At 42.1% G+C, this 20,231-nt stretch carries 20 protein-coding genes; 11 read left to right on the forward strand and 9 right to left on the reverse strand.

What is annotated here, in order from left to right; genetic code table 11:
* The first annotated feature begins 1 nt into the window (after position 1).
* The 9 genes from L3V43_RS03995 (at position 2) to L3V43_RS04035 (ending at position 7,281) form a co-directional block, all read left to right on the forward strand.
* The gene (locus L3V43_RS03995) at positions 2-763 is read left to right on the forward strand and encodes an SDR family oxidoreductase (RefSeq protein WP_102056916.1); all 762 of its coding nucleotides are present in this window, start codon (positions 2-4) and stop codon (positions 761-763) included.
* Positions 764-881: 118 nt separating this feature from the next.
* Positions 882-1,271, forward strand: coding sequence for a VOC family protein (locus L3V43_RS04000; RefSeq protein ID WP_010604930.1), 390 nt, complete (start codon positions 882-884; stop codon positions 1,269-1,271).
* A 25-nt stretch (positions 1,272-1,296) separates the two neighbouring features.
* On the forward strand, positions 1,297-1,593 hold the full coding sequence (locus L3V43_RS04005; RefSeq protein ID WP_102056915.1) for a DUF1330 domain-containing protein: 297 nt from the start codon (positions 1,297-1,299) through the stop codon (positions 1,591-1,593).
* A gap of 100 nt (positions 1,594-1,693) precedes the next feature.
* A complete protein-coding gene (locus L3V43_RS04010) occupies positions 1,694-3,091 on the forward strand; it encodes a hypothetical protein (protein ID WP_237115981.1) in 1,398 nt (465 codons plus the stop codon).
* Between the two features lie 130 nt (positions 3,092-3,221).
* Entirely contained in the window at positions 3,222-3,761 is a 540-nt protein-coding gene (locus tag L3V43_RS04015; RefSeq protein WP_010604927.1) for a heme NO-binding domain-containing protein, read from the forward strand.
* A gap of 4 nt (positions 3,762-3,765) precedes the next feature.
* The gene (locus L3V43_RS04020; RefSeq protein WP_237115982.1) at positions 3,766-4,716 is read left to right on the forward strand and encodes an ATP-binding protein; all 951 of its coding nucleotides are present in this window, start codon (positions 3,766-3,768) and stop codon (positions 4,714-4,716) included.
* A gap of 119 nt (positions 4,717-4,835) precedes the next feature.
* The gene (locus L3V43_RS04025; protein WP_237115983.1) at positions 4,836-5,852 is read left to right on the forward strand and encodes a biotin/lipoyl-containing protein; all 1,017 of its coding nucleotides are present in this window, start codon (positions 4,836-4,838) and stop codon (positions 5,850-5,852) included.
* A gap of 63 nt (positions 5,853-5,915) precedes the next feature.
* Complete coding sequence (locus L3V43_RS04030) at positions 5,916-6,431, forward strand: hypothetical protein (protein WP_237115984.1); 516 nt, start codon at positions 5,916-5,918, stop codon at positions 6,429-6,431.
* A gap of 400 nt (positions 6,432-6,831) precedes the next feature.
* Positions 6,832-7,281, forward strand: coding sequence for a DUF4826 family protein (locus L3V43_RS04035; protein WP_010604923.1), 450 nt, complete (start codon positions 6,832-6,834; stop codon positions 7,279-7,281).
* Here the strand turns inward: L3V43_RS04035 and L3V43_RS04040 are convergent.
* The 8 genes from L3V43_RS04040 to cspD all read right to left on the reverse strand — a co-directional run bounded on the left by L3V43_RS04040 (position 7,265) and on the right by cspD (position 16,304).
* Positions 7,265-7,723: a GNAT family acetyltransferase gene (locus L3V43_RS04040; RefSeq protein WP_029215775.1), complete on the reverse strand. Its 459-nt coding sequence runs from the start codon at positions 7,721-7,723 to the stop codon at positions 7,265-7,267. The genes L3V43_RS04035 and L3V43_RS04040 overlap by 17 nt on opposite strands.
* A 133-nt stretch (positions 7,724-7,856) precedes the next feature.
* Complete coding sequence (locus L3V43_RS04045) at positions 7,857-9,044, reverse strand: cupin domain-containing protein (RefSeq protein WP_237115985.1); 1,188 nt, start codon at positions 9,042-9,044, stop codon at positions 7,857-7,859.
* 87 nt (positions 9,045-9,131) lie between these two features.
* Entirely contained in the window at positions 9,132-10,502 is a 1,371-nt protein-coding gene (gene purB / locus L3V43_RS04050; protein WP_102056909.1) for an adenylosuccinate lyase, read from the reverse strand.
* Positions 10,503-10,777: 275 nt separating this feature from the next.
* Positions 10,778-11,380, reverse strand: a complete 603-nt coding sequence (gene hflD / locus L3V43_RS04055) for a high frequency lysogenization protein HflD (RefSeq protein WP_010604919.1) — start codon at positions 11,378-11,380, stop codon at positions 10,778-10,780.
* Complete coding sequence (gene mnmA / locus L3V43_RS04060) at positions 11,380-12,480, reverse strand: tRNA 2-thiouridine(34) synthase MnmA (RefSeq protein WP_010604918.1); 1,101 nt, start codon at positions 12,478-12,480, stop codon at positions 11,380-11,382. Before mnmA ends, hflD begins: the two co-directional genes overlap by 1 nt.
* A 114-nt stretch (positions 12,481-12,594) precedes the next feature.
* Complete coding sequence (locus tag L3V43_RS04065; protein WP_237115986.1) at positions 12,595-13,263, reverse strand: pseudouridine synthase; 669 nt, start codon at positions 13,261-13,263, stop codon at positions 12,595-12,597.
* Between the two features lie 111 nt (positions 13,264-13,374).
* Entirely contained in the window at positions 13,375-15,594 is a 2,220-nt protein-coding gene (locus L3V43_RS04070; protein WP_237115987.1) for an NADP-dependent isocitrate dehydrogenase, read from the reverse strand.
* 491 nt (positions 15,595-16,085) lie between these two features.
* The gene (gene cspD, locus L3V43_RS04075; RefSeq protein ID WP_010379294.1) at positions 16,086-16,304 is read right to left on the reverse strand and encodes a cold shock domain-containing protein CspD; all 219 of its coding nucleotides are present in this window, start codon (positions 16,302-16,304) and stop codon (positions 16,086-16,088) included.
* Positions 16,305-16,503: 199 nt separating this feature from the next.
* Here cspD and clpS point away from each other — a divergent pair, with 199 nt between their 5' ends.
* A complete protein-coding gene (gene clpS, locus L3V43_RS04080; RefSeq protein WP_010379297.1) occupies positions 16,504-16,821 on the forward strand; it encodes an ATP-dependent Clp protease adapter ClpS in 318 nt (105 codons plus the stop codon).
* 28 nt (positions 16,822-16,849) lie between these two features.
* Positions 16,850-19,114: an ATP-dependent Clp protease ATP-binding subunit ClpA gene (clpA, locus tag L3V43_RS04085; protein ID WP_010604915.1), complete on the forward strand. Its 2,265-nt coding sequence runs from the start codon at positions 16,850-16,852 to the stop codon at positions 19,112-19,114.
* A gap of 755 nt (positions 19,115-19,869) precedes the next feature.
* On the opposite strand, the gene infA is transcribed toward clpA, so the two are convergent.
* Positions 19,870-20,088, reverse strand: a complete 219-nt coding sequence (infA, locus tag L3V43_RS04090) for a translation initiation factor IF-1 (protein ID WP_002962494.1) — start codon at positions 20,086-20,088, stop codon at positions 19,870-19,872.
* Between the last annotated feature and the right edge of the window lie 143 nt (positions 20,089-20,231).

The following is a 20,231-nucleotide window of genomic DNA, read 5'->3' on the forward strand; positions in this document are numbered from 1 at the left end:
TATGGATATTAACAATAAAACAGTTGTGATCACTGGTGGTGCGCAAGGCTTAGGTCTTGCTATGGCGACTGAAATGGCAAAGCATGGGGCAAAACTTGCCCTGATTGATATGCAAGAAGAGGTTTTGGCAGAAGCAAAGCACGAACTTGCTCAATTCGGCACACAAGTTAACACGTATGTGGCTAATGTTAGTCAAGAATCAGACGTGGAAAATGTGTTTAATACCATCGTAAATGACTTCGGCGATATTTCGGTATTAATAAATAATGCGGGTATTTTGCGTGACGGTTTGCTACTTAAAGCAAAAGATGGGCAAGTCATCGACAAAATGTCGCTTTCGCAATTTCAATCCGTTATTGATGTCAACCTCACGGGTGTTTTCCTGTGCGGTCGCGAAGCTGCTGTCAAAATGGTAGAAGCGGGTAATGGTGGCGTGATCATTAATATGTCGAGCGTTGCACGCGCTGGTAATATGGGACAAACCAATTATTCAGCGGCAAAGTCTGGAGTCGTTGCGATGACTACCAGTTGGGCTAAAGAATTAGGTCGTTTTGGTATTCGCGTGGGCGCAATTGCGCCAGGTGTGATCCGTACAAAAATGACCGATGCAATGAAGCCTGAAGCCAAAGAGCGCCTAGTGAAAATGAAGCCAGTAGGGCGTCTTGGCGAAGCGCAAGAAATTGCCCATACTGCAAAATATATCATTGAAAACGATTTCTTTACGGGACGTGTCGTTGAGATTGACGGCGGCATTCGCTTGTAATGAAAAAATAGGCTTGGTTTTACAACTTGTAGTCCAAGTTCCTACTTGAGTGTGTGAAGCGGCAATGCAAATTGCCGCTTTTTTATTTGAAAGACATTAAATTAGTTAGGAGAAGTGCTTGAAGTTATCTGGAATACATCACGTCGCTGTTATTTGTTCTGACTACCAAAGATCAAAAGTGTTTTATACCGAAGTACTTGGTTTGCACGTACTCAGGGAGAACTATCGAAAAGATAGAGCGTCCTATAAATTAGATCTTGCGCTGCCTGATGGGAGCCAGGTTGAGTTGTTTTCGTTTCCAAATCCTCCCAAGCGACCCTCACATCCAGAGGCGCAAGGGCTGAGGCATTTAGCATTTAGTGTATCAGATATTGATGCTTGTATTGCACACCTTGTGCAGTATCAAGTTGCTGTAGAGCCTGTTCGAATAGATGAATATACAGGCAAACGGTTTACCTTTTTCAGCGATCCTGATGGTTTGCCGCTGGAGCTTTATGAGCAATGTTAGTTAACTACTCTAAAAGGGTTAAATTATGTATGAGATGTTAGTGGCGATGGAAATTCATAACAGCGAGCGATATGCCAAATATCGTGAAGCGATGAAGCCAATTTTAAGACAATATGGTGGTGGATTTAGTAACGATTTTCATATCGCAGAAACCTTGCTAACAGAGGGACAGTGTCAAGCTAATCGACTTTTTACCATATATTTTCCTGATCAAGCTTCAATGGAGTCCTTCTTCAGTGATGCTGAATATGTAGAGGTAAAAGCGCGATACTTTGAAGATAGCGTCAGCGGGTTTGATATTTTGGCGAGCTACACTAGATAAAGCTCAAATAAGGAGCAAAATTGGGTAAAGTTTATTCTAATTGAGTCGATAAGTAACAAAGCGCCAGAGCTAGCCGATTTTTGTAACAAGGATTTAGGTTATGAATATAAAGCCACATTTTCACACCAACCACGGCAGTGTTGGTGCTCCATCTTCGTCGAAAGAAATGCAAGACGCACTCAAAACGCTCGCAAAAGATAGACCTGATGAAGAGATATCCCAACTTCCAGATGTGAATAGTGAGTTCACAATTGATTTTTCCTACACCGAATCACCTGTCTCATATGATAGAGACTTTATGCGTAATTTTGAATTCAGAATGTTAGGCATGAAAAGTTACGGTATTCACCGAGAACACATAGGGACGGATGAAAATGGTCGTATCTATAAGGATACTTACGGTGAGTTTGAAGGCCGAGAAAAAATTGATGAATTTTTAGCAATCTTTGACCGTTTGAATGAAGAACAACAGATTAAATTTGCACACTTCAAGCCCACAGAATCGCTTCTAGACGTGGCTAACAGATTAACTGATGAAGAGCTTGGTCAGCTCACCGATTTTATCGTTCAGTCACTTAGTGTTAACAGCTTTGGTCAAAGGGGTGAAGACTACTCAGAAAAGTTGATTGATAAACTGAGCAGTATGTCTGATGACTTATTAAAAGATACCGTAAAAACCATGTCTAGCTTAATGGAACAGGCTGAAAATAAAGTTTTTTCCGATCCAGCGTTGCCCGCTTATTTATTGGATGAAGACGGTAGAGCAGACATGGACTTAACTGTGCGAGAGGCAGATCTTTTCGACCAATTTAATGCATATGGAGACATGAACAACCAGTTATTAAATGACTATGCAAAATTTGTCATTGATAACAAATTCTCAGACGGTGATCTTTTAGACCTGAACACGCATATAGCAAATTCTGATTTTGATACGAGTCGTGGCATGCTAGATATGGCAACCTTGGTTAAGGCAAATGACCGAACCACTTTTATAGAAATGTTAAACGAAGTGGATACGCGGGAGCCGAATAACCTGTTCGCAAGATTGAGCAAACTCAATTACGAAAATGAGAACACAGAATACTTTAGAACTGACAATCGAGAATACGTTAAATTTAAAGGTGCACCAGCTGACGATAACGAAAAAAGTAGGTTATACAATCAGCTGATAAAAGCCTATGAAAATCAGGGGCTCGGTTGGATGAATGACGTAATGGAGCAGTCAGAAGGTATGCCAGTGCGAGCTGAACTCAATATGTGGCTATCTATTTTAGAAGATGTTGAAGAAAACCCCGGTGCGTTTAAACGCTCAGATTCTGTCGAAACTTGGATGGAGCGCAATTTAGCTGGAATTGTAAATGACTACTATCAAGGCATAAAAGAAAAGGTATTTGCGCATAATGAGGAACTAGATAACTTTCTCAATATGTCTATGCTTGAAAGAATTGAACTCGATACAACTGAACTTGACGAACAAACTCCTATAGCTGAATAGAGAAAGATCTATTACATCCCAAATATTGTTCTACACTTAATTAAGAACGAAACAAGCTAGTTAATTCAAAGGCTTGTTTCGAGTTGAGTCTTGACTATATAACGCAGCAACTTTGTTAAGGGAGGGTTTAATGCGCGGCGTGATATTTAGAGGTTTAGAAGAATTAGTTGTAGAAGCGATTGGCATGCAAGCTTGGGATGAGTTACTCGAAGCACATGCACCTGAGGGAAGGGTTTATGTTTCCCCTACATCCTACCCAGATGCAGAGTTATTTGCGTTAGCGCAAGGCGTTGCTGACAAATTGAATAAGCCATTGACAGATGTATTGGCCATTTTCGGACAGTCGTTATTTGGATTTTTAGCGGAAAAGCACAAAGGTATTTCATCAAAATTTACGTCGTTTGAAGAATTGGTTTTATCTATCGATAGCGTGATACACATGGAGGTAAAAAAGCTTTACGATGAACCGAATCTCCCCTCAATTGCGGCGATAGTGAAAGATGACAAAACTATCGTATTAGAGTATTGCTCGAATCGTAAATTGTGTTTTTGTGCGGAAGGGCTTCTTTATGGTGCCGCCCAATTTTACAGTCGCAAACTAAAAATTGAACATCCACAGTGCATGCACAGCGGCGCTAAACATTGCGTACTCATTCTTCATTTGGATTAATTCGATGTCTGAATATAACGACTATAAAAAGGCGTATCTAAGAGAGCGTCGTGCACGTGATGAAGTCGAGTCATTACTTGAAGAGAAAACGCGAGCGTTATATCTAGCCAATCAAACACTTGAACGTCAATTAGCGCAACTTAAGAATCAACAAGCCGTATTAATAAACAACGAACGTATGGCGACGTTAGGGACACTATCAGCAGGCGTTGCGCATGAATTAAATAACCCGTTGGCATATGTGGCAGGTAACCTAGAGTCACTTAATTACTATATCTCGCCCATATTACAGTTGCTTGAGACAGTAAAATTACTTGAGCAAAATGAATTGAGAGGAGATCAATTGGAAGCTCGCCTTATTGATATATATTTAAGGCAACGTATTGACGAAATTACGAATGATTTGCCAGATCTCGTTCACGATACGCTGCACGGCTGCGAGCGAATTAAAACCATAGTAAACGATTTAATGAATTTCTCCCGCTCCAATAATGATAGTCTCGGTAGGGCGTCTCTAAAGTCTATTGTTGAAGACACGCTTCGCTTACTCCATGGTCAACTTAAGGGATACGAGCTGACCGTCGCGGTCGAAGATGTGCCAACTATCTATTGCAAGGAGGGAGCGCTAAAACAAGCGATCATCAATCTTTTGGTGAATGCTAAATATGCGGTAGACATGAGCCATAAATCGCATAAATCAATAGAAGTGTTACTCGCACCGGGTAACGATCAAGATATTATCTTAAGTGTTAGCGACAACGGAATTGGAATTGATGCTGATGTGCTTCCTAGATTGTTCGATCCTTTTTTTACGACTAAGCCTGTCGGTGAAGGTACGGGCATGGGACTTGCCATTACTCATGCGATTGTAAAAGAGCACAAAGGGAAAATTGATGTTCAGAGCCAAGAAGGAGTGGGTAGTCAGTTTACTATTTCCTTTCCTCTGGAACAGTGAAAAGCTTGCGCCTGTCCCTATTTTATAATACGTTAATCGACTAAATCAGATATATCTCAGTGATTTTCATCTGAGGTTTCGAGCCTCATCTTTTAATACTCAAACGTAATAGGGAAATTATGACGGTTGAAATGAAAGTACCCGTGTTGCCTGAGTTAATAGATACTGCAAAAATTGCAACACTCTATGTAGCCGAAGGACATCAAGTTGCAAAAAATCAAGTCTTATGTGATATCGAAACGAGTAAGGTCGTATTGGAGCTACGAGCGCCAGAAGCCAGCCGTATCGGTAAAATCGTGGTGAACGAAGGCGATGTTTTGAAAGCCGATGCGCTTATTATGTCAATCACTCCAGATCCAGAATTAAACCACTTAGTTGCACTTGAACCGAAGAGAGTTCATCGGCTGCTCAGTAATGAAGGCATCACAACTGACCATAAGTTGAAAGGAAAAGGTAATATTGACGTGCAGATCGATGTATTACCCGATTTTGTCGATAGCGCAACGATTATTGAAATCTATGTCAAAGAAGGAGATAAGGTTGCTTGTGGCGATAGGCTTTGCGATGTTTATACTGACAAGGTCATCCTCGAAGTTTGTGCTCCCAATGATGGCGTAGTGTGCGATTTTATCAAAAAGCTTGAGCAAGCAGTCGTTGCAGGTGAAACGATCGTCACTTTGTATCACCCCGAGTATATTGGGCCTGAGACTACACTTCCTGAATCGAAAGAAGATAATATTGATGCCTTAATAGCTCAAGTATTGTTAGATCCAGCTTTGGATAATGAACCTTCTACGCTGGTCGAGTTCAATAGGCCTTCTCATCAGGCTACATGCGATAATTTAGAAGCGCATAAAGACATAGCGGCAGTTGAAGCAATCGATAGCACGGTTATTGACACACAGCTTAAAAATGAATCTCCCCCTCTTAGTACTCAAACTGGCGATAGCTATGTTGATTTAACAAATGACCATGTTAGTTCAGCTTCAACGCCTTTACGAGCAGAGTCTACAGTTATTGAGCGCATAGGGGAGGGTAACAACAGCGGAGTCGGAGGGGCAAGCTCTGGCAAAGTGTTTACGTTTGCAGCCAGTGTAATCGTTATTGCGCTGGCGGGTTATTTTTTGCTGATATAGCTTCGCGCTTGTAGCATCTGCAAAGAAGTTAACCAGCTATTTTACTCAAAAAGGAGATTTTTAATGAGTTATAATGTCATTGTATATCAAGTCGATGCAGAAAAAGTAAAAGCGGTGTGGGGAAGTAAAGATCAGCAATTTTTGCAACGATTTTTATCCAAATACCGAGATGAAATCGCAGGACAAGAAGACGAGCTGGATGTTAAGGGATATGCCGCTTGCATAGCGAATATTATAAATGGAACGAGTACGGATGAGGACGACGAAGACAACTTTATTTACGGTTATCTATATGAAATGCTGTGCCAAGAATTTGGTGAGATGGTTCGCCATGATGACTTTCTAGACATAATGGAAGATGTGACGCCATCTAATCATAAAGCATTTATTCCTATCCCCAGAAATGATGATTGGCCTGAATTCTACAGTGTCCCTTTTGAAGAATTAGAGTTGGGTCGACAGGTTTTTCTTGGTAGTGACGAACCATATACTAAGGAAACTTCCTATATAGAAACGGTGAACTTCATTTTCGATACAGCAGTTCAAAACCACAAAGCTTTGGTTTTCTTTGGTTATTGATTTGAGGTTTCAATCTACCGATTAAAATTTTTGACAATAAATACGGCGCTGTTTGGTGCAGCGTTAATTGCCTCTACATGAAAAGACGATAAGTAACAATAATCTAGCCATAGTCAGTATTCCTTGAGTTTAAGTAATCATGTTGATATGGCTAGAATAGAGAAAGAAACTTTCTCGAAACTTACAGTTCAGTAATTAATCATATAAACTCAAAATTCCTTCGTTCGTATTGCCGTTATGACTGCAAAAGCTTAGTATCAGGTAACTTCGCAAGCGTTTGAGTGCTTGGTGTATAAGAATCAAAACCGATTTGCTGAATAATTTGCTTTGAAACACACCGCGTAAATAACGATAAAGTAAAATGCTATTCGGTAATCTAAAAAGAATAAAAGGGTGAACAATGAGTGAAGAACAAAACCAACCGCAGCAAGAGACGTTGACACCAGAACAACAGCAGCAAAGATCAATACAATGGCAGCGTAGCTGCGTACAAGCTGCACAAAAACACCTCGCGGATAAAGGAGTGCTACCGCAAAGTATAATTGAAAAAGAATGTCGTTATATTGAGCCATTGGTTGCGCTTTGGAAAATCAAAGGTCAAAACGGCAAAAAGTATTGGGTGATCACAGGTAATCTACCGACGGATCATATTGAGGCTTCCGCTGCAGCGACAGCACGTGAAGCACTACGCTATTTTTCATTCCATTGGCAAATGAAAGCAGAAGAAATTATGTCTGCAAAGCCAGTAGAAAAAACACAAGCCCAGTTTGCTAATCTACTAGTAAACCGAGCTCACGGTCTATATGACCTTTTCGCTAAAGATGAACTTTGGGCTAATGAAGCATCGTAAACGGTTCCATCTTGAGTGATTGAATAGGGCATTTCAAGCGCTGTCTTGGAATGCCAGCTTCCATAAATACGTGCCCATGCGTGGAAAACCCCGACTGTAAAAATTCGGGCACTTCATCCAAAATGCATTGGATAAAAACATCTTCAAAGCCTTTGTCTTTTGCCAAGTCAACAAGTCCCCCGATCAACGAAGCATAAGCATCTCGATTACGGTGAGATTTGAATATGGCAATGCGGCTTAATAACCCGTCTTCGCATAGTCTCCCTGTGCCAACTGGCCCATCGAATTCGTCAATAATGATTAAGTGCTCAGCAGTGATATCCTGCTGATCAAATTCGACTTCTTTAGGAATATGAAGTTCATACACAAATACGCGCTCGCGTATTGCTTTGAGCTCCAATTTTTTGGTTTGCCAAGTTACTCTACTGATCCTATAACTCATACTGCCCCCATCTACAGATTGCACCTGCATTCCCTGTTTAGCGACAAGCTAGAGCTTGCGAAAACCTTGAAGATAAAGGATTTCGCGGCATATTGTTATTTTTGTGAACGCGGCTATCTTGTTCTAACAGGCTCTACTCCCAGCCCTCATCGAAGTCAGCATCGGCTGGATCGCTGTCTTCAACGAAGTAGGTCCCATCATTAATCAGTTTAGTTAACGTTTGTTTAAATTCCAAACTATTTAATGCAGGAATTATTGCATTAAACTCAAACACAACATGATCGCTTAGCTGCTTTACGGCATCTAAACAATGATGGTCTAATTCATAGTTTTCACCATTAACACTGAACAAAATATGATCGTCACAGATTTGGTAAATAGCACGTACTCCACCAGCGCGATAAACCAATGGGTTATCTTTGGCGATCTCGAGAAGCTCCTGAGGATCAATTATGGGTTCTAATGGCGCGAGATCCATCTCATGTTTTGGTTCGCTGAGTGTCTTTCCAAGCCATTGACTGTATAGTGCCTTATCTTCAAGTAAAGCATTGAGCAGAGACTTTATCTGTTGTTGGTCGCTGCAGGTGACTTCGCCAATAGACGCTCTGAGTTGTAATTCTGGATCGCTAAAACGGCGTTTGCCAGCTTCCATATCAATTACGTGATCAGCAAAGCTTGAAAGTAAGTCTTTTTGATCAGGCGCTCTAAAGCCAACTGAGTAGTTTAAAGCATTCTCAACTGCATAACCTTCGTGAGGACAAGCTGGCGGAATATATAAGATATCACCCGGTTCAAGAACTGCATCAATGACCGCTTCGAATTGCTCTACTTGTAATAGACTCTTGTTGCGCGCAAATTGCTTTAGGCTGTTGTCCCGTTCGCCAACTCGCCAATGACGTTTACCTTGTCCTTGAATTATAAAAACATCATATTGATCTAAGTGCGGACCAACGCCACCACCAGGAGTCGAAAAGCTAATCATCAAATCGTCTATGCGCCAATTTGGTATAAATCTAAACGCTTCTATTAATTGTGCGGCTTGTGGGTGCCAGTGATCAACGGCTTGGACCAATAGGGTGCTGTTGCTATCGGTGAGTAAATCAAATTGTTCAAAAGGGCCGTGATGGGCTTCCCAGTTATTATTGTGATTAGTGACAATTCGAGATTCTATGCATTCTTCAGTTGCAAGGCCGGCAAGTTCTTCTGGCTCAATTGGGTCTTCAAAGTCTCGGAATCCTTGTTTGATGAGTAATGGCTTCTTTTGCCAATACTGGGCAAGAAATTGTTCGAAGGTAAGGTCATTAATTTGCAGTTGATACATAGGGAAATTCCAGTAATAAAAAAGCGAAAGAGTGCACTCTTTCGCTTATTCTATACCAAGTAGTAAAAAGCTGGTGTCGCTTTATACTTAGTTTAGTTCGTCAATGAACGCTTCAGCACGACCGATATAGTTTGCTGGCGTCATTTCTTTCATTTGTGCTTTTACTTCATTTGGCAAGTCTAGGTTATCGATGAAGTCAGCCATGATTTCTTTGTTTACGCGTTTACCACGAGTAAGATCTTTTAGCTTTTCATATGGCTTTTCGATACCGTACTTACGCATTACCGTTTGGATTGGCTCTGCAAGTAGTTCCCAGTTATCATCAAGCTCAGCAAGCAAACGATCAGCATTGACTTCTAACTTGCTAACGCCTTTTAGCGTTGCTTGATACGCGATAAGCGCATAACCCATACCAACACCTAAGTTACGTAAAACCGTTGAGTCGGTTAGGTCACGTTGCCAGCGTGAAACAGGTAGTTTTTGTGCAAGATGCGCAAAGATAGCGTTAGCAATGCCAAGGTTACCTTCAGAGTTTTCAAAGTCGATAGGGTTAACTTTGTGAGGCATTGTTGAAGAACCAATCTCACCAGCAATGGTTTTTTGCTTGAAGTGGTTTAGCGCGATATAACCCCAAACGTCACGGTCAAAGTCAATTAAGATAGTATTGAAGCGTGCAATCGCATCGAATAGCTCAGCGATATAGTCATGCGGTTCGATTTGTGTTGTGAACGGGTTCCAAGTCAAACCTAGGCTCGATACAAAACGTTCACTGTGTGCATGCCAATCGTAATCAGGGTAAGCGCTTAGGTGAGCATTATAGTTGCCAACGGCACCATTGATTTTACCAAGCATTTGTACGTTAGCGATTTGCTGGCGTTGACGTTGCAGACGAACATACACGTTTGCAAACTCTTTACCCATGGTTGATGGTGAAGCAGGTTGGCCGTGTGTACGAGTCATCATTGGAATTGACTTATACTCAACCGCTTTGTCTTTGATTGCGCTCAGTAGCTCATCACAGTATGGCAGTAATACCGTGTCACGCGCTTCAGTTAGCATTAGGCCATGAGAAAGGTTGTTGATGTCCTCAGAGGTACATGCAAAATGAATAAATTCATTGACGGCATTTAGCTCGGCATTGTCAGCTACTTTTTCTTTAAGAAGGTATTCTACAGCTTTAACGTCGTGGTTAGTGGTGCGCTCAATCTCTTTTACGCGTGCTGCGTCTGCTTCGCTGAAGTTTTCAACGATGCTATCAAGAAGTGCGTTGGCTTCATCGCTGAAAGCAGGTACTTCTTTAATGGCGTCGCTGCTCGCTAGCGCTTGTAGCCAACGAACTTCTACGATGACGCGGTATTTGATCAAGCCAAATTCACTGAAGATGCTTCTCAGTTCTTTGGTCTTGCTACCATAGCGACCATCCACAGGAGAGATAGCGGTTAACGCTGAAAGCTCCATAATAACTCCTAACTATTTGTTTTTGAACGATACTTAGATAGTGGTATTAGAACCACTACGAATTTTATACCAACTTGATTAATTAAGTGGTCTACTTTGAGGCGATAAAATCTAGTCGATAACACCGCTTCCGCATCCTGCTCACGCCAAGGTACCTACATCCATATAGGCAAGGCGAAAATTTTGCTATTTAGTTGTTCTAAATAAGAAATTCTTAGCCCTGTTAGCGTCAGATTTGCTCCTTCAAATTGAGCAAGTATTAAGACAAATTGGTATTACATATAACTTTTTGCAGCAGTAATGATTTTCTTTTTCGCAAAAAAGAAATGACGACGTTTACCGCCGAGCTGGCGCCACAATACTGCACTACGGATCCCCGCAAGTAATAGCGCCCGAATTTTTTGTTGTGTTGCTGTTTGTTTTAATAGCTCAGGCTTACCGAATACTTGGATCTTAGGGCCAAGAGGGCTTATTACTTGACCGTAAATGTCGGCAAGTGCGGCAACAACTTGGCTTTCACAGATATCAAAGTGTAATAACTGGCGCTCAACTTGCTGAATTTTTTGTGCTAACAAATCAAGAGATTTGCTATCGTTACTTAGCACTCGCTCTAATTGCATCATCGCGCCAACATATTTAACCATTTCAACGTCTTTTTCGCCGCCAGCCGAAAGCTGCTCAATTAGCGTTCGACAGCCTGTTTTGATGGCAAATTTGTCTGGGTAAACGTCCTCTGGGCGTTCAGGAGAAGTATTAATAATGCTTTTTAAAAAGCCCTCAACTTCATTTTCATTGAAGGTGCCGTAACGCGCACATTTTTGTACCAGTTTACTGATCTGACACATTGCCGCCAGAGGCATTACGTATTGGTTTTGCATTATTTAATCACCGACTCAATAATACCGCCGCCAAGGCACACGTCATTTGCGTAGAATACCGCAGATTGTCCGGGAGTTACGGCTTTTTGTGGCTCATCGAATAGCACACGTGCCATACCATCTTGGCCAACTAATAACGTACAAGGGATGTCGGTTTGGCGATAACGTGTTTTTACCGTGCAGCGAGTTGTACCTTGCGGACCTACGCGGTCGACCCAATGTAGTTGATTTGCGTTTAGACCATTGCTGAACAGGCGAGGGTGGTTTTTACCTTGACCAACAACCAGTACATTACGTTCGATATCTTTATCTACCACATACCAAGGTTCGCCGTTGCCTTCTTTAGAACCACCAATTAATAGACCCTTACGTTGACCTAGCGTGTGGTACATCAAGCCTTCATGTTCACCAACATGATTACCTTCGCAATCTTCAATCACACCAGGCTGCGCGGGCAAAAATTTGGCAAGGAAGTCTTTAAATTTGCGCTCACCGATAAAGCAGATCCCGGTTGAATCTTTTTTATCGTGTGTGATTAAGCCTTGGTCTTCTGCAATTTTACGCACTTCTGGCTTTTCAATTTCACCCACAGGGAAGAGTGTTTGCGCAATATGTTCATGGCTTAATGTGTAAAGGAAATAGCTTTGATCTTTGTTCTCGTCATCTCCACGAAGCATAACGAATTTACCGTCACGCTCTGCGCGACGAACATAGTGGCCAGTTGCGATATAGTCTGCCCCCAACGCTTCTGCTGCAAACTGTAAAAAGGCTTTAAATTTGATTTCTTTGTTGCACATGATGTCTGGGTTTGGTGTACGGCCAGCCTTGTATTCTTCAAGGAAGTGTTCAAACACATTATCCCAGTATTCAGCAGCAAAGTTTACGGTGTGTAGCTCAATACCTAGCTTATCACACACTGCCTGGGCATCTTTTAGATCATCAGCTGCTGCACAATACTCATCATTGTCATCTTCTTCCCAGTTCTTCATAAACAGGCCTTCTACTTGGTAGCCTTGTTGTTTTAAAAGGTAGGCAGATACAGAAGAATCTACACCGCCGGACATTCCGACAATGACTTTAATGTGACTATTATCGCTCATAATTTCGCTATTAATCTTAATGCTCAGATAGAAAGCGCTTATTATACTCAAATCTCTTTAAATTGCACGTCCGTGAGGCGTTCAAGCGCAGGAGAAAAGTCCTAGTAGGAAATGCTAAAGCACTCGATATTCACCGTTTTTAAGATCGCCCAGACTATATTTACCTATTTGTGCGCGAATAAGTCTAAGCGTGGGATGACCAATATGCGCCGTCATACGACGAACTTGTCTATTACGCCCTTCTTTGATGGAGATAGAAAGCCAGGTTGTTGGGATATTTTTGCGTTCTCTTATCGGCGGGTTACGCGGCCAAACATTGGGCTCAGTTATTACTTCCACTTTGGCAGGTAAAGTTGGACCATCTTTTAGTTCTACACCGCTTCTTAGCGCGTTTAGGCATTCGCTACTTGGCTCTCCTTCGACCTGAACCCAGTAGGTTTTATATGTCGATTTTTTAGGAGAAGTCAGGGTGTTTTGTAATTTTCCGCAGTTGGTAAGTAGCAATAACCCCTCACTATCTCTATCCAAGCGACCTGCAGCATACACATCTTTGATATCAATAAAATCAGCCAATGTTTGACGATTTTGATCATCAGTAAACTGACACAAAACATCAAAAGGCTTATTAAATAGAACGACTTTTACTTGCTCTGGCAGTAGGGCGGGTTTTGACAGCCGATTAGCTATTGGCTTTTTCCGTGCTGTGTTGTGTCTAGAGAATGCGGGCTTATTAGCATGTGATTTTCTTTTGTTATTTGTATTGGCTCTACTACTTGTGTTCATCGCCACATTCCTAAGGTTCACGAAAAATGGCATTTTAGCGCAATTGCTCCTGAGTGTCGCCTGCAAGCAAAAAAGCGACCCTCAGGCCGCTTTTTGACTGTTATCCGAAGATTACAGTGACGCTAGTACGTCGTTAAATACCACAGAAGGACGCATAGCTGCGAACGCTTTGTCATCTTCAGGCTGGTAATAACCACCAACATCCATTGCTTGACCTTGTGCTTCATTCAGTGCAGCAACAATGTCAGCTTCTTTTGCTGTTAGTTCCGCAGCAACATTTTCAAACTTAGCTTTAAGCTCTGCATCTTTGTCTTGTGCAGCCAGCTCTTGAGCCCAGTACATTGCAAGGTAAAAATGGCTACCGCGGTTATCAAGCTCTTTCACTTTACGTGAAGGTGACTTGTTTTCATCTAAGAATTTAGCCGTTGCTGCGTCTAGTGTGTCTGCAAGTACTTGTGCCTTAGCATTACCCGTTGTTTGGCTCAAATGCTCAAAAGAAGCAGCAAGTGCAAGGAACTCACCTAGCGAGTCCCAACGCAAGTGGTTTTCTTTTTCGAACTGTTGAACGTGTTTAGGCGCAGAACCACCCGCACCAGTTTCAAATAAGCCACCGCCATTCATTAGTGGAACGATAGATAGCATTTTTGCACTCGTACCAAGCTCTAAAATTGGGAATAGGTCAGTTAGGTAATCACGTAACACGTTACCCGTTACTGAAATAGTATCTTCGCCCTTTTTCATGCGCTCTAGAGAGTATAGTGTTGCATCCACTGGTGCTTTGATTAAGATTTCAAGGCCATCAGTGTCATGCTCTGGCAGATATGCGTTTACCTTTTTGATAAGTTCAGCGTCGTGAGCACGGGCTTCGTCTAACCAGAAAACGGCAGGTGTATTCGTTGCGCGAGCACGGTTAACCGCTAGTTTTACCCAGTCTTTGATCGGTGCATCTTTCACCTGACACATACGCCAGATGTCGCCTTCTGCAACAGTGTGCTCAAGTAAAGTGTTGCCCGCCGCATTTACAACGCGGATTGTGCCAGCTGATGGCGCTTCAAACGTTTTGTCGTGTGAACCGTACTCTTCCGCTTTTTGTGCCATTAGACCGACGTTAGGGATCGTACCCATAGTACGTGGGTCAAATGCACCGTTTTCTTTACAGAAATCAATCGTTGCGCCGTACACACCTGAGTAACAACGATCTGGGATCACAAAAGCCGTATCTTGTTGTTTACCTTCAGCATTCCACATCTGACCGCTTGAACGAATTGCAGCAGGCATTGATGCATCAATGATCACGTCACTAGGTACATGCAGGTTTGTAATACCACGGTCTGAGTCTACCATCGCGATATCAGGTGCTGTCTCGTAAACGGCTGCAAGGTCTGCTTCGATTTCTTTGCGCTTCGCGTCGTCCAACGACTCAATTTTTGAGTACACGTCGCCAACACCGTTGCTTGCGTCAACACCGATTTCAGCAAATGTCGCCGCATGCTTTTCGAATACGTCTTTGTAGAATACTTTTACAGCATGACCAAAGATGATTGGATCTGACACCTTCATCATGGTTGCTTTCATGTGTAGCGAGAATAAAACGCCTTTATCTTTTGCTTCTTGTACTTGTACTGCTAAGAATTCACGAAGTGCCTGTACACTCATACGAGAGGCGTCAATGATTTCACCCGCAAGTAGTGGCGTGCTTTGTTTTAGTATGGTGATGTCACCATTGTTCGCTACGTGCTCAATACGAACATCAGTCGCTTCAGCAACCGTTACCGACTGTTCAGAACCGAAGAAGTCACCGTCAGCCATTGATGCAACATAAGACTGTGAGTCTTTAGACCAAGCACCCATTGAATGCGGGTTTTTACGAGCATAGCCTTTGACTGAAGTTGGAGCACGGCGGTCTGAGTTACCTTCACGAAGTACAGGGTTTACTGCACTACCTTTGATTTTGTCATAACGCGCTTTAACATCGGCTTCTTCGTCTGTTTTTGCTTCAGAAGGGTACTCTGGAAGCGCGTAACCTTTAGCTTGCAATTCTTTAATTGCTGCACGAAGTTGTGGAATTGAAGCACTGATATTAGGTAACTTGATGATGTTAGCTTCAGGCGTTTTAGCAAGTGCACCTAGCTCAGCGAGTGCATCACCAATACGTTGTTCTTCTTTTAAGTACTCAGGGAAAGTCGCAATAATACGTCCTGCAAGTGAAATATCGCGAGTTTCAACTTCGATATTTGCAGGCTTAGTGAATGCTTGGATGATTGGCAATAGCGAGTAAGTTGCGAGAGCCGGGGCTTCATCTGTTTTGGTATAGATAATTTTCGATGTCATCATCATTCCTAGATAGTTGTGGGCTTTTACGCCGTTCAACAATTGCTAATAGGACTAAGCAACGCAATTTTCACACTCAACAACGTGTCGTTGTCGCTGGTTAAAACGGGACCAGTTCACTAAGCGATTAATGAAAGGTGCAAAAAACCTCGACAATCCTCGTTAGAATCGATGCCTAGGTAGCGCAGCATTAGCAAGTTTGTTAGGTATTTATACTTTTGGCTTATTACAATAACTGGTATTCATTCAGCATTGAAATGCATCAAGTAGCAATATCTAATCAACCTGAAATTGACTTTGCAAGCGTGCTTTAGTCTAACAGTGTTTGCATATGGGGGCTAATTATTAAATTTAAAGTGTAAAAGTGAAAAGTTATAACAAACGTGATAAGGAGAGATTGAAGATTTCTTTTAGTTATTGTGCAGATATTCAAAAAAGAGGAATAAGCGAGCACTCATGTAACCCGCTTTAGCCAAAAACTACGTTAACACTTAAACAACATCTTCCGTAATTGGAGCGATGTTGGTTGCGTGTAGACCCTTAGGTCCTTGTTGTAGCTCGAATGATACATCCTGACCAGCTTTAAGCGTCTTGTATCCATCCATTACAATCGTTGAGTAATGAGCAAAGATATCTTCGTCACTGCCGTCTTCTACGATGAAACCAAACCCTTTGGCGTTATTGAACCATTTGACTTTTCCGCAAGCCATACTTCTACATCCTTCTATAAGTTGACTAAATTAATGTTAATCTACTCTTTTAATTTTGCTAAACTGCCCATAGATTAGACAGTCATGTAAGACTGTAGTTTATATGAGCAAGCAGTCAAGTTTTTTGCTCTTTTTTTTAACATTTTATTTATTTCTCAAATCTATTTGCTTGAGTATATAAGACAAGACTATATTTATTATGAGTGGGACAAAAGATTCGGGTGTATTGGACGCCGTTCGCGAGGAACAGAAGCAGCAGCTTCAACCGCCGCGAAAATATAAAGTGATTTTAAACAATGATGATTACACGCCCATGGATTTTGTTGTCGAGGTATTGACGACATTCTTCAATATGGATAGCGAGAGAGCAACTGAGGTGATGCTTGAAGTGCATCACAAGGGAAAAGCGGTATGTGGAGTATACCCTGCTGACATAGCCCATACCAAGGCTGAGCAGGTAAACCGATATGCTCGTGACAACGAGCACCCGCTGCTCTGTAGTTGTGAGCAGGAATAACCTATAAATTTCTTGTTGGGGGTTGCCAATGCTAAACAAAGACTTAGAACTTACTCTTAACGCCGCGTTTCGCGAGGCCCGTTCTCGCCGTCATGAATTTATGACGGTTGAGCATTTATTACTTGCATTGATCGATAACCCCTCTGCTAGTGAGGCGCTTGATGCCTGTGGTGTCGATATGGATACCTTGAAGCGCGAGTTATCAGAGTTTATTGATGAAACAACGCCTGTTATTCCTGATTTAGAGGAAGACAGAGAAACACAACCAACACTTGGTTTTCAGCGTGTATTACAACGCGCTGTATTCCATGTTCAATCATCTGGTCGCTCAGAAGTAACAGGGGTAAACGTGCTTGTCGCGATTTTTTCTGAGCAAGAAAGCCAAGCTGTTTATTTACTTAAGAAAGCCGACGTTAGTCGTCTAGATATTGTTAATTTCATTAGTCACGGTATCTCTAAAATTGAAGATGATCACGAGCGAGACGATCATGAAGAGATGCAAGACGATAGCGGTGAAATGCAACAGGAAGAGAAAACCAAGCTGGAAAATTTCACTTCTAATCTAAATATTCAAGCGGAATCTGGACGTATTGATCCGTTGGTTGGTCGTGATGAGGAAGTTGAGCGTACGGTTCAGGTGCTGTGCCGTCGTAAGAAAAATAACCCGTTACTCGTTGGTGAAGCGGGGGTTGGTAAAACCGCGATTGCTGAAGGTTTAGCTTATCGGATCGTCAATAATCAGGTACCTGATGTAATTGCTGACGCTGTGGTTTACTCACTGGATATGGGAGCATTACTTGCGGGTACAAAATATCGCGGTGACTTTGAGAAACGTTTTAAAGCGCTACTGAAAGAACTTCAGTCAAAGCCTCATGCGATATTATTTATTGACGAAATCCATACCATTATCGGCGCTGGCGCTGCTTCAGGTGGTGTGATGGATGCATCTAATCTAATTAAGCCACTGTTATCGAGTGGACAGCTTCGCTGTATGGGTTCGACAACATATTCTGAATTCAAGAATATCTTTGAGAAAGACAGAGCATTAGTGCGCCGCTTCCAGAAAATCGACGTGGTTGAACCAAGTGTTGAAGATACCACGAAGATCTTACATGGCTTGAAAGAGCGTTATGAAGAGCACCACGGTATTCGTTACACGCAAAAAGCGTTAAAAGCGGCAGCTGAGCTGAGCGCTAAATATATTAATGAGCGTCATTTGCCTGACAAAGCAATCGATGTCATTGATGAAGCGGGTGCAAGTCAAAGGCTACAGCCAACTTCAAGACGGAAGAAAACGATTAATGTGTCGGACATTGAAGCTATTGTGTCTAAAATGGCGCGTATTCCACAGCAAAGCGTATCATCTAGTGATAAAGAAACGCTTAAGAATCTTGATCGTAACTTAAAGATGTTGGTGTTTGGCCAAGATGAGTCGATTGACGCGTTAACATCAGCTATTCGCTTATCACGCTCAGGTCTTGCTAATGAAGACAAGCCTGTAGGTTCATTCTTGTTTGCAGGTCCTACTGGGGTTGGTAAAACCGAAGTAACCAAGCAACTTGCTAAGTGTATGGGCATAGAGTTTATTCGCTTCGATATGTCTGAGTACTCTGAGCGCCATGCCGTTAGCCGCCTAATTGGTGCGCCTCCGGGATATGTTGGCTTTGAGCAGGGTGGACTGTTGACCGAGGCTGCAATCAAGCATCCTCATGCAGTGGTGTTGCTCGATGAAATAGAGAAAGCACACCCAGACATCTACAACATTCTATTGCAGGTTATGGATCATGGTACGCTAACAGACAACAATGGTCGTAAGGCAGACTTTAGAAACATTGTTTTGGTGATGACAACAAATGCGGGTGTGCAAGAGACTGTTCGTCAATCGATTGGATTCCAGCAGCAAGACTACTCTCATGATGCCATGGTAGAAATCAATAAGGTGTTCACACCAGAGTTTAGAAACCGCTTGGATAACATCATTTGGTTCAACCACCTAGAGAAAGAAGTTATCTTGCAAGTTGTTGATAAATTCATTGTTGAATTGCAAGCGCAGCTTGATAAGAAGTCTGTTAATCTGGAACTTACGGCGCAAGCACGAGATTGGCTGGCAGATCTTGGTTACGACAAGGCAATGGGGGCTCGTCCAATGGCGAGGGTTATTCAGGACAACTTGAAAAAGCCTCTTGCCAATGAAATCTTGTTTGGTCATTTGTCTGATGGTGGGACGGTAAAAGTCACAGTGAAAGACAACAAGTTGTCCTTTGATTACCAAACGGAAGCGGTGTCAGCATAAGAACTTTGAACTATAGGATAAAAGCCCAGCACTGCTGGGCTTTTTGTTATCACTCAGTTTGATGCGGCATTACCGTCTTTTAAACTCAGTGTTAGTCGTTCGTGTATACTAATTGCTTGAATGAACTTGGTATACCTAAGTAACATCAGTATGTTGAAGTCGCTTGGGTATCAACGAGTTTACGGCATCAACTTAGTATAAATCTACACACGCAGATTAACGAGCACGGAAGACCATGGTGCTCCCTTTGAACGCTGAGGTTAGGGCTAGATAATAAATCCAAACGACAAAAAGCCCAGAATAGCTGGGCTTTTTGTTATCACTGAGTTTGATGCGGCATTACCGTCTTTTAAACTCAGCGTTAGTCGTTCGTGTATACTAATTGCTTGAATGAACTTGGTATACCTAAGTAACATCAGTATGTTGAAGTCGCTTGGGTGTCAACGAGTTTACGGCATCAACTTAGTATAAATCTACACACGCAGATTAACGAGCACGGAAGACCATGGTGCTCCCTTTGAACGCTGAGGTTAGGGCTAGATAATAAATCCAAATGACAAAAAGCCCAGAATAGCTGGGCTTTTTGTTATCACTGAGTTTGATGCGCATTACCGTCTTTTAAACTCAGCGTTAGTCGTTCGTGTATACTAATTGCTTGAATGAACTTGGTATACCTAAGTAACATCAGTATGTTGAAGTCGCTTGGGTATCAACGAGTTTACGGCATCAACTTAGTATAAATCTACACACGCAGATTAACGAGCACGGAAGACAATACGTCCCTTTGATAGGTCGTAAGGCGTCATTTCAACAGTAACTTTGTCACCAGTCAAAATACGGATGTAGTTTTTGCGCATTTTTCCAGAAATATGTGCAACAACCACGTGACCATTTTCTAGTTCAACACGGAACATTGTGTTTGGTAGCGTGTCAAGGACCGTGCCTTGCATTTCAATTACGTCTTCTTTCGCCATGTGTAGCGTATCACCTCTTGGTTAAATTAAACGATGCAGATTTTGCCCAAAAGCGGGGAATAAGTAAAGTTACAAGCTGATTTTTTGTTAATTTGGTCGTTTATTCAGCCAGTTTTACTAAAGTTTTTCGCTTCTATTCCTAA

The sequence above is a fragment of the Pseudoalteromonas sp. L23 genome (genome assembly GCF_021728455.1).
Classification (GTDB): Bacteria; Pseudomonadota; Gammaproteobacteria; order Enterobacterales; family Alteromonadaceae; genus Pseudoalteromonas.

What these genes read in the sequence shown, in the direction of transcription:
- clpS (WP_010379297.1), top strand. Translation starts at nt 16,504, where the DNA reads ATGAGTGGGACAAAAGATTCGGGTGTATTGGACGCCGTTCGCGAGGAA.
- cspD (WP_010379294.1), bottom strand. Translation starts at nt 16,304, where the DNA reads ATGGCTTGCGGAAAAGTCAAATGGTTCAATAACGCCAAAGGGTTTGGT.
- L3V43_RS04045 (WP_237115985.1), bottom strand. Translation starts at nt 9,044, where the DNA reads ATGTATCAACTGCAAATTAATGACCTTACCTTCGAACAATTTCTTGCC.
- L3V43_RS04010 (WP_237115981.1), top strand. Translation starts at nt 1,694, where the DNA reads ATGAATATAAAGCCACATTTTCACACCAACCACGGCAGTGTTGGTGCT.
- L3V43_RS03995 (WP_102056916.1), top strand. Translation starts at nt 2, where the DNA reads ATGGATATTAACAATAAAACAGTTGTGATCACTGGTGGTGCGCAAGGC.
- hflD (WP_010604919.1), bottom strand. Translation starts at nt 11,380, where the DNA reads ATGCAAAACCAATACGTAATGCCTCTGGCGGCAATGTGTCAGATCAGT.
- purB (WP_102056909.1), bottom strand. Translation starts at nt 10,502, where the DNA reads ATGGAGCTTTCAGCGTTAACCGCTATCTCTCCTGTGGATGGTCGCTAT.
- L3V43_RS04020 (WP_237115982.1), top strand. Translation starts at nt 3,766, where the DNA reads ATGTCTGAATATAACGACTATAAAAAGGCGTATCTAAGAGAGCGTCGT.
- L3V43_RS04025 (WP_237115983.1), top strand. Translation starts at nt 4,836, where the DNA reads ATGACGGTTGAAATGAAAGTACCCGTGTTGCCTGAGTTAATAGATACT.
- L3V43_RS04005 (WP_102056915.1), top strand. Translation starts at nt 1,297, where the DNA reads ATGTATGAGATGTTAGTGGCGATGGAAATTCATAACAGCGAGCGATAT.
- L3V43_RS04035 (WP_010604923.1), top strand. Translation starts at nt 6,832, where the DNA reads ATGAGTGAAGAACAAAACCAACCGCAGCAAGAGACGTTGACACCAGAA.
- infA (WP_002962494.1), bottom strand. Translation starts at nt 20,088, where the DNA reads ATGGCGAAAGAAGACGTAATTGAAATGCAAGGCACGGTCCTTGACACG.
- L3V43_RS04070 (WP_237115987.1), bottom strand. Translation starts at nt 15,594, where the DNA reads ATGACATCGAAAATTATCTATACCAAAACAGATGAAGCCCCGGCTCTC.
- L3V43_RS04030 (WP_237115984.1), top strand. Translation starts at nt 5,916, where the DNA reads ATGAGTTATAATGTCATTGTATATCAAGTCGATGCAGAAAAAGTAAAA.
- L3V43_RS04040 (WP_029215775.1), bottom strand. Translation starts at nt 7,723, where the DNA reads ATGAGTTATAGGATCAGTAGAGTAACTTGGCAAACCAAAAAATTGGAG.
- mnmA (WP_010604918.1), bottom strand. Translation starts at nt 12,480, where the DNA reads ATGAGCGATAATAGTCACATTAAAGTCATTGTCGGAATGTCCGGCGGT.
- L3V43_RS04015 (WP_010604927.1), top strand. Translation starts at nt 3,222, where the DNA reads ATGCGCGGCGTGATATTTAGAGGTTTAGAAGAATTAGTTGTAGAAGCG.
- L3V43_RS04065 (WP_237115986.1), bottom strand. Translation starts at nt 13,263, where the DNA reads ATGAACACAAGTAGTAGAGCCAATACAAATAACAAAAGAAAATCACAT.
- clpA (WP_010604915.1), top strand. Translation starts at nt 16,850, where the DNA reads ATGCTAAACAAAGACTTAGAACTTACTCTTAACGCCGCGTTTCGCGAG.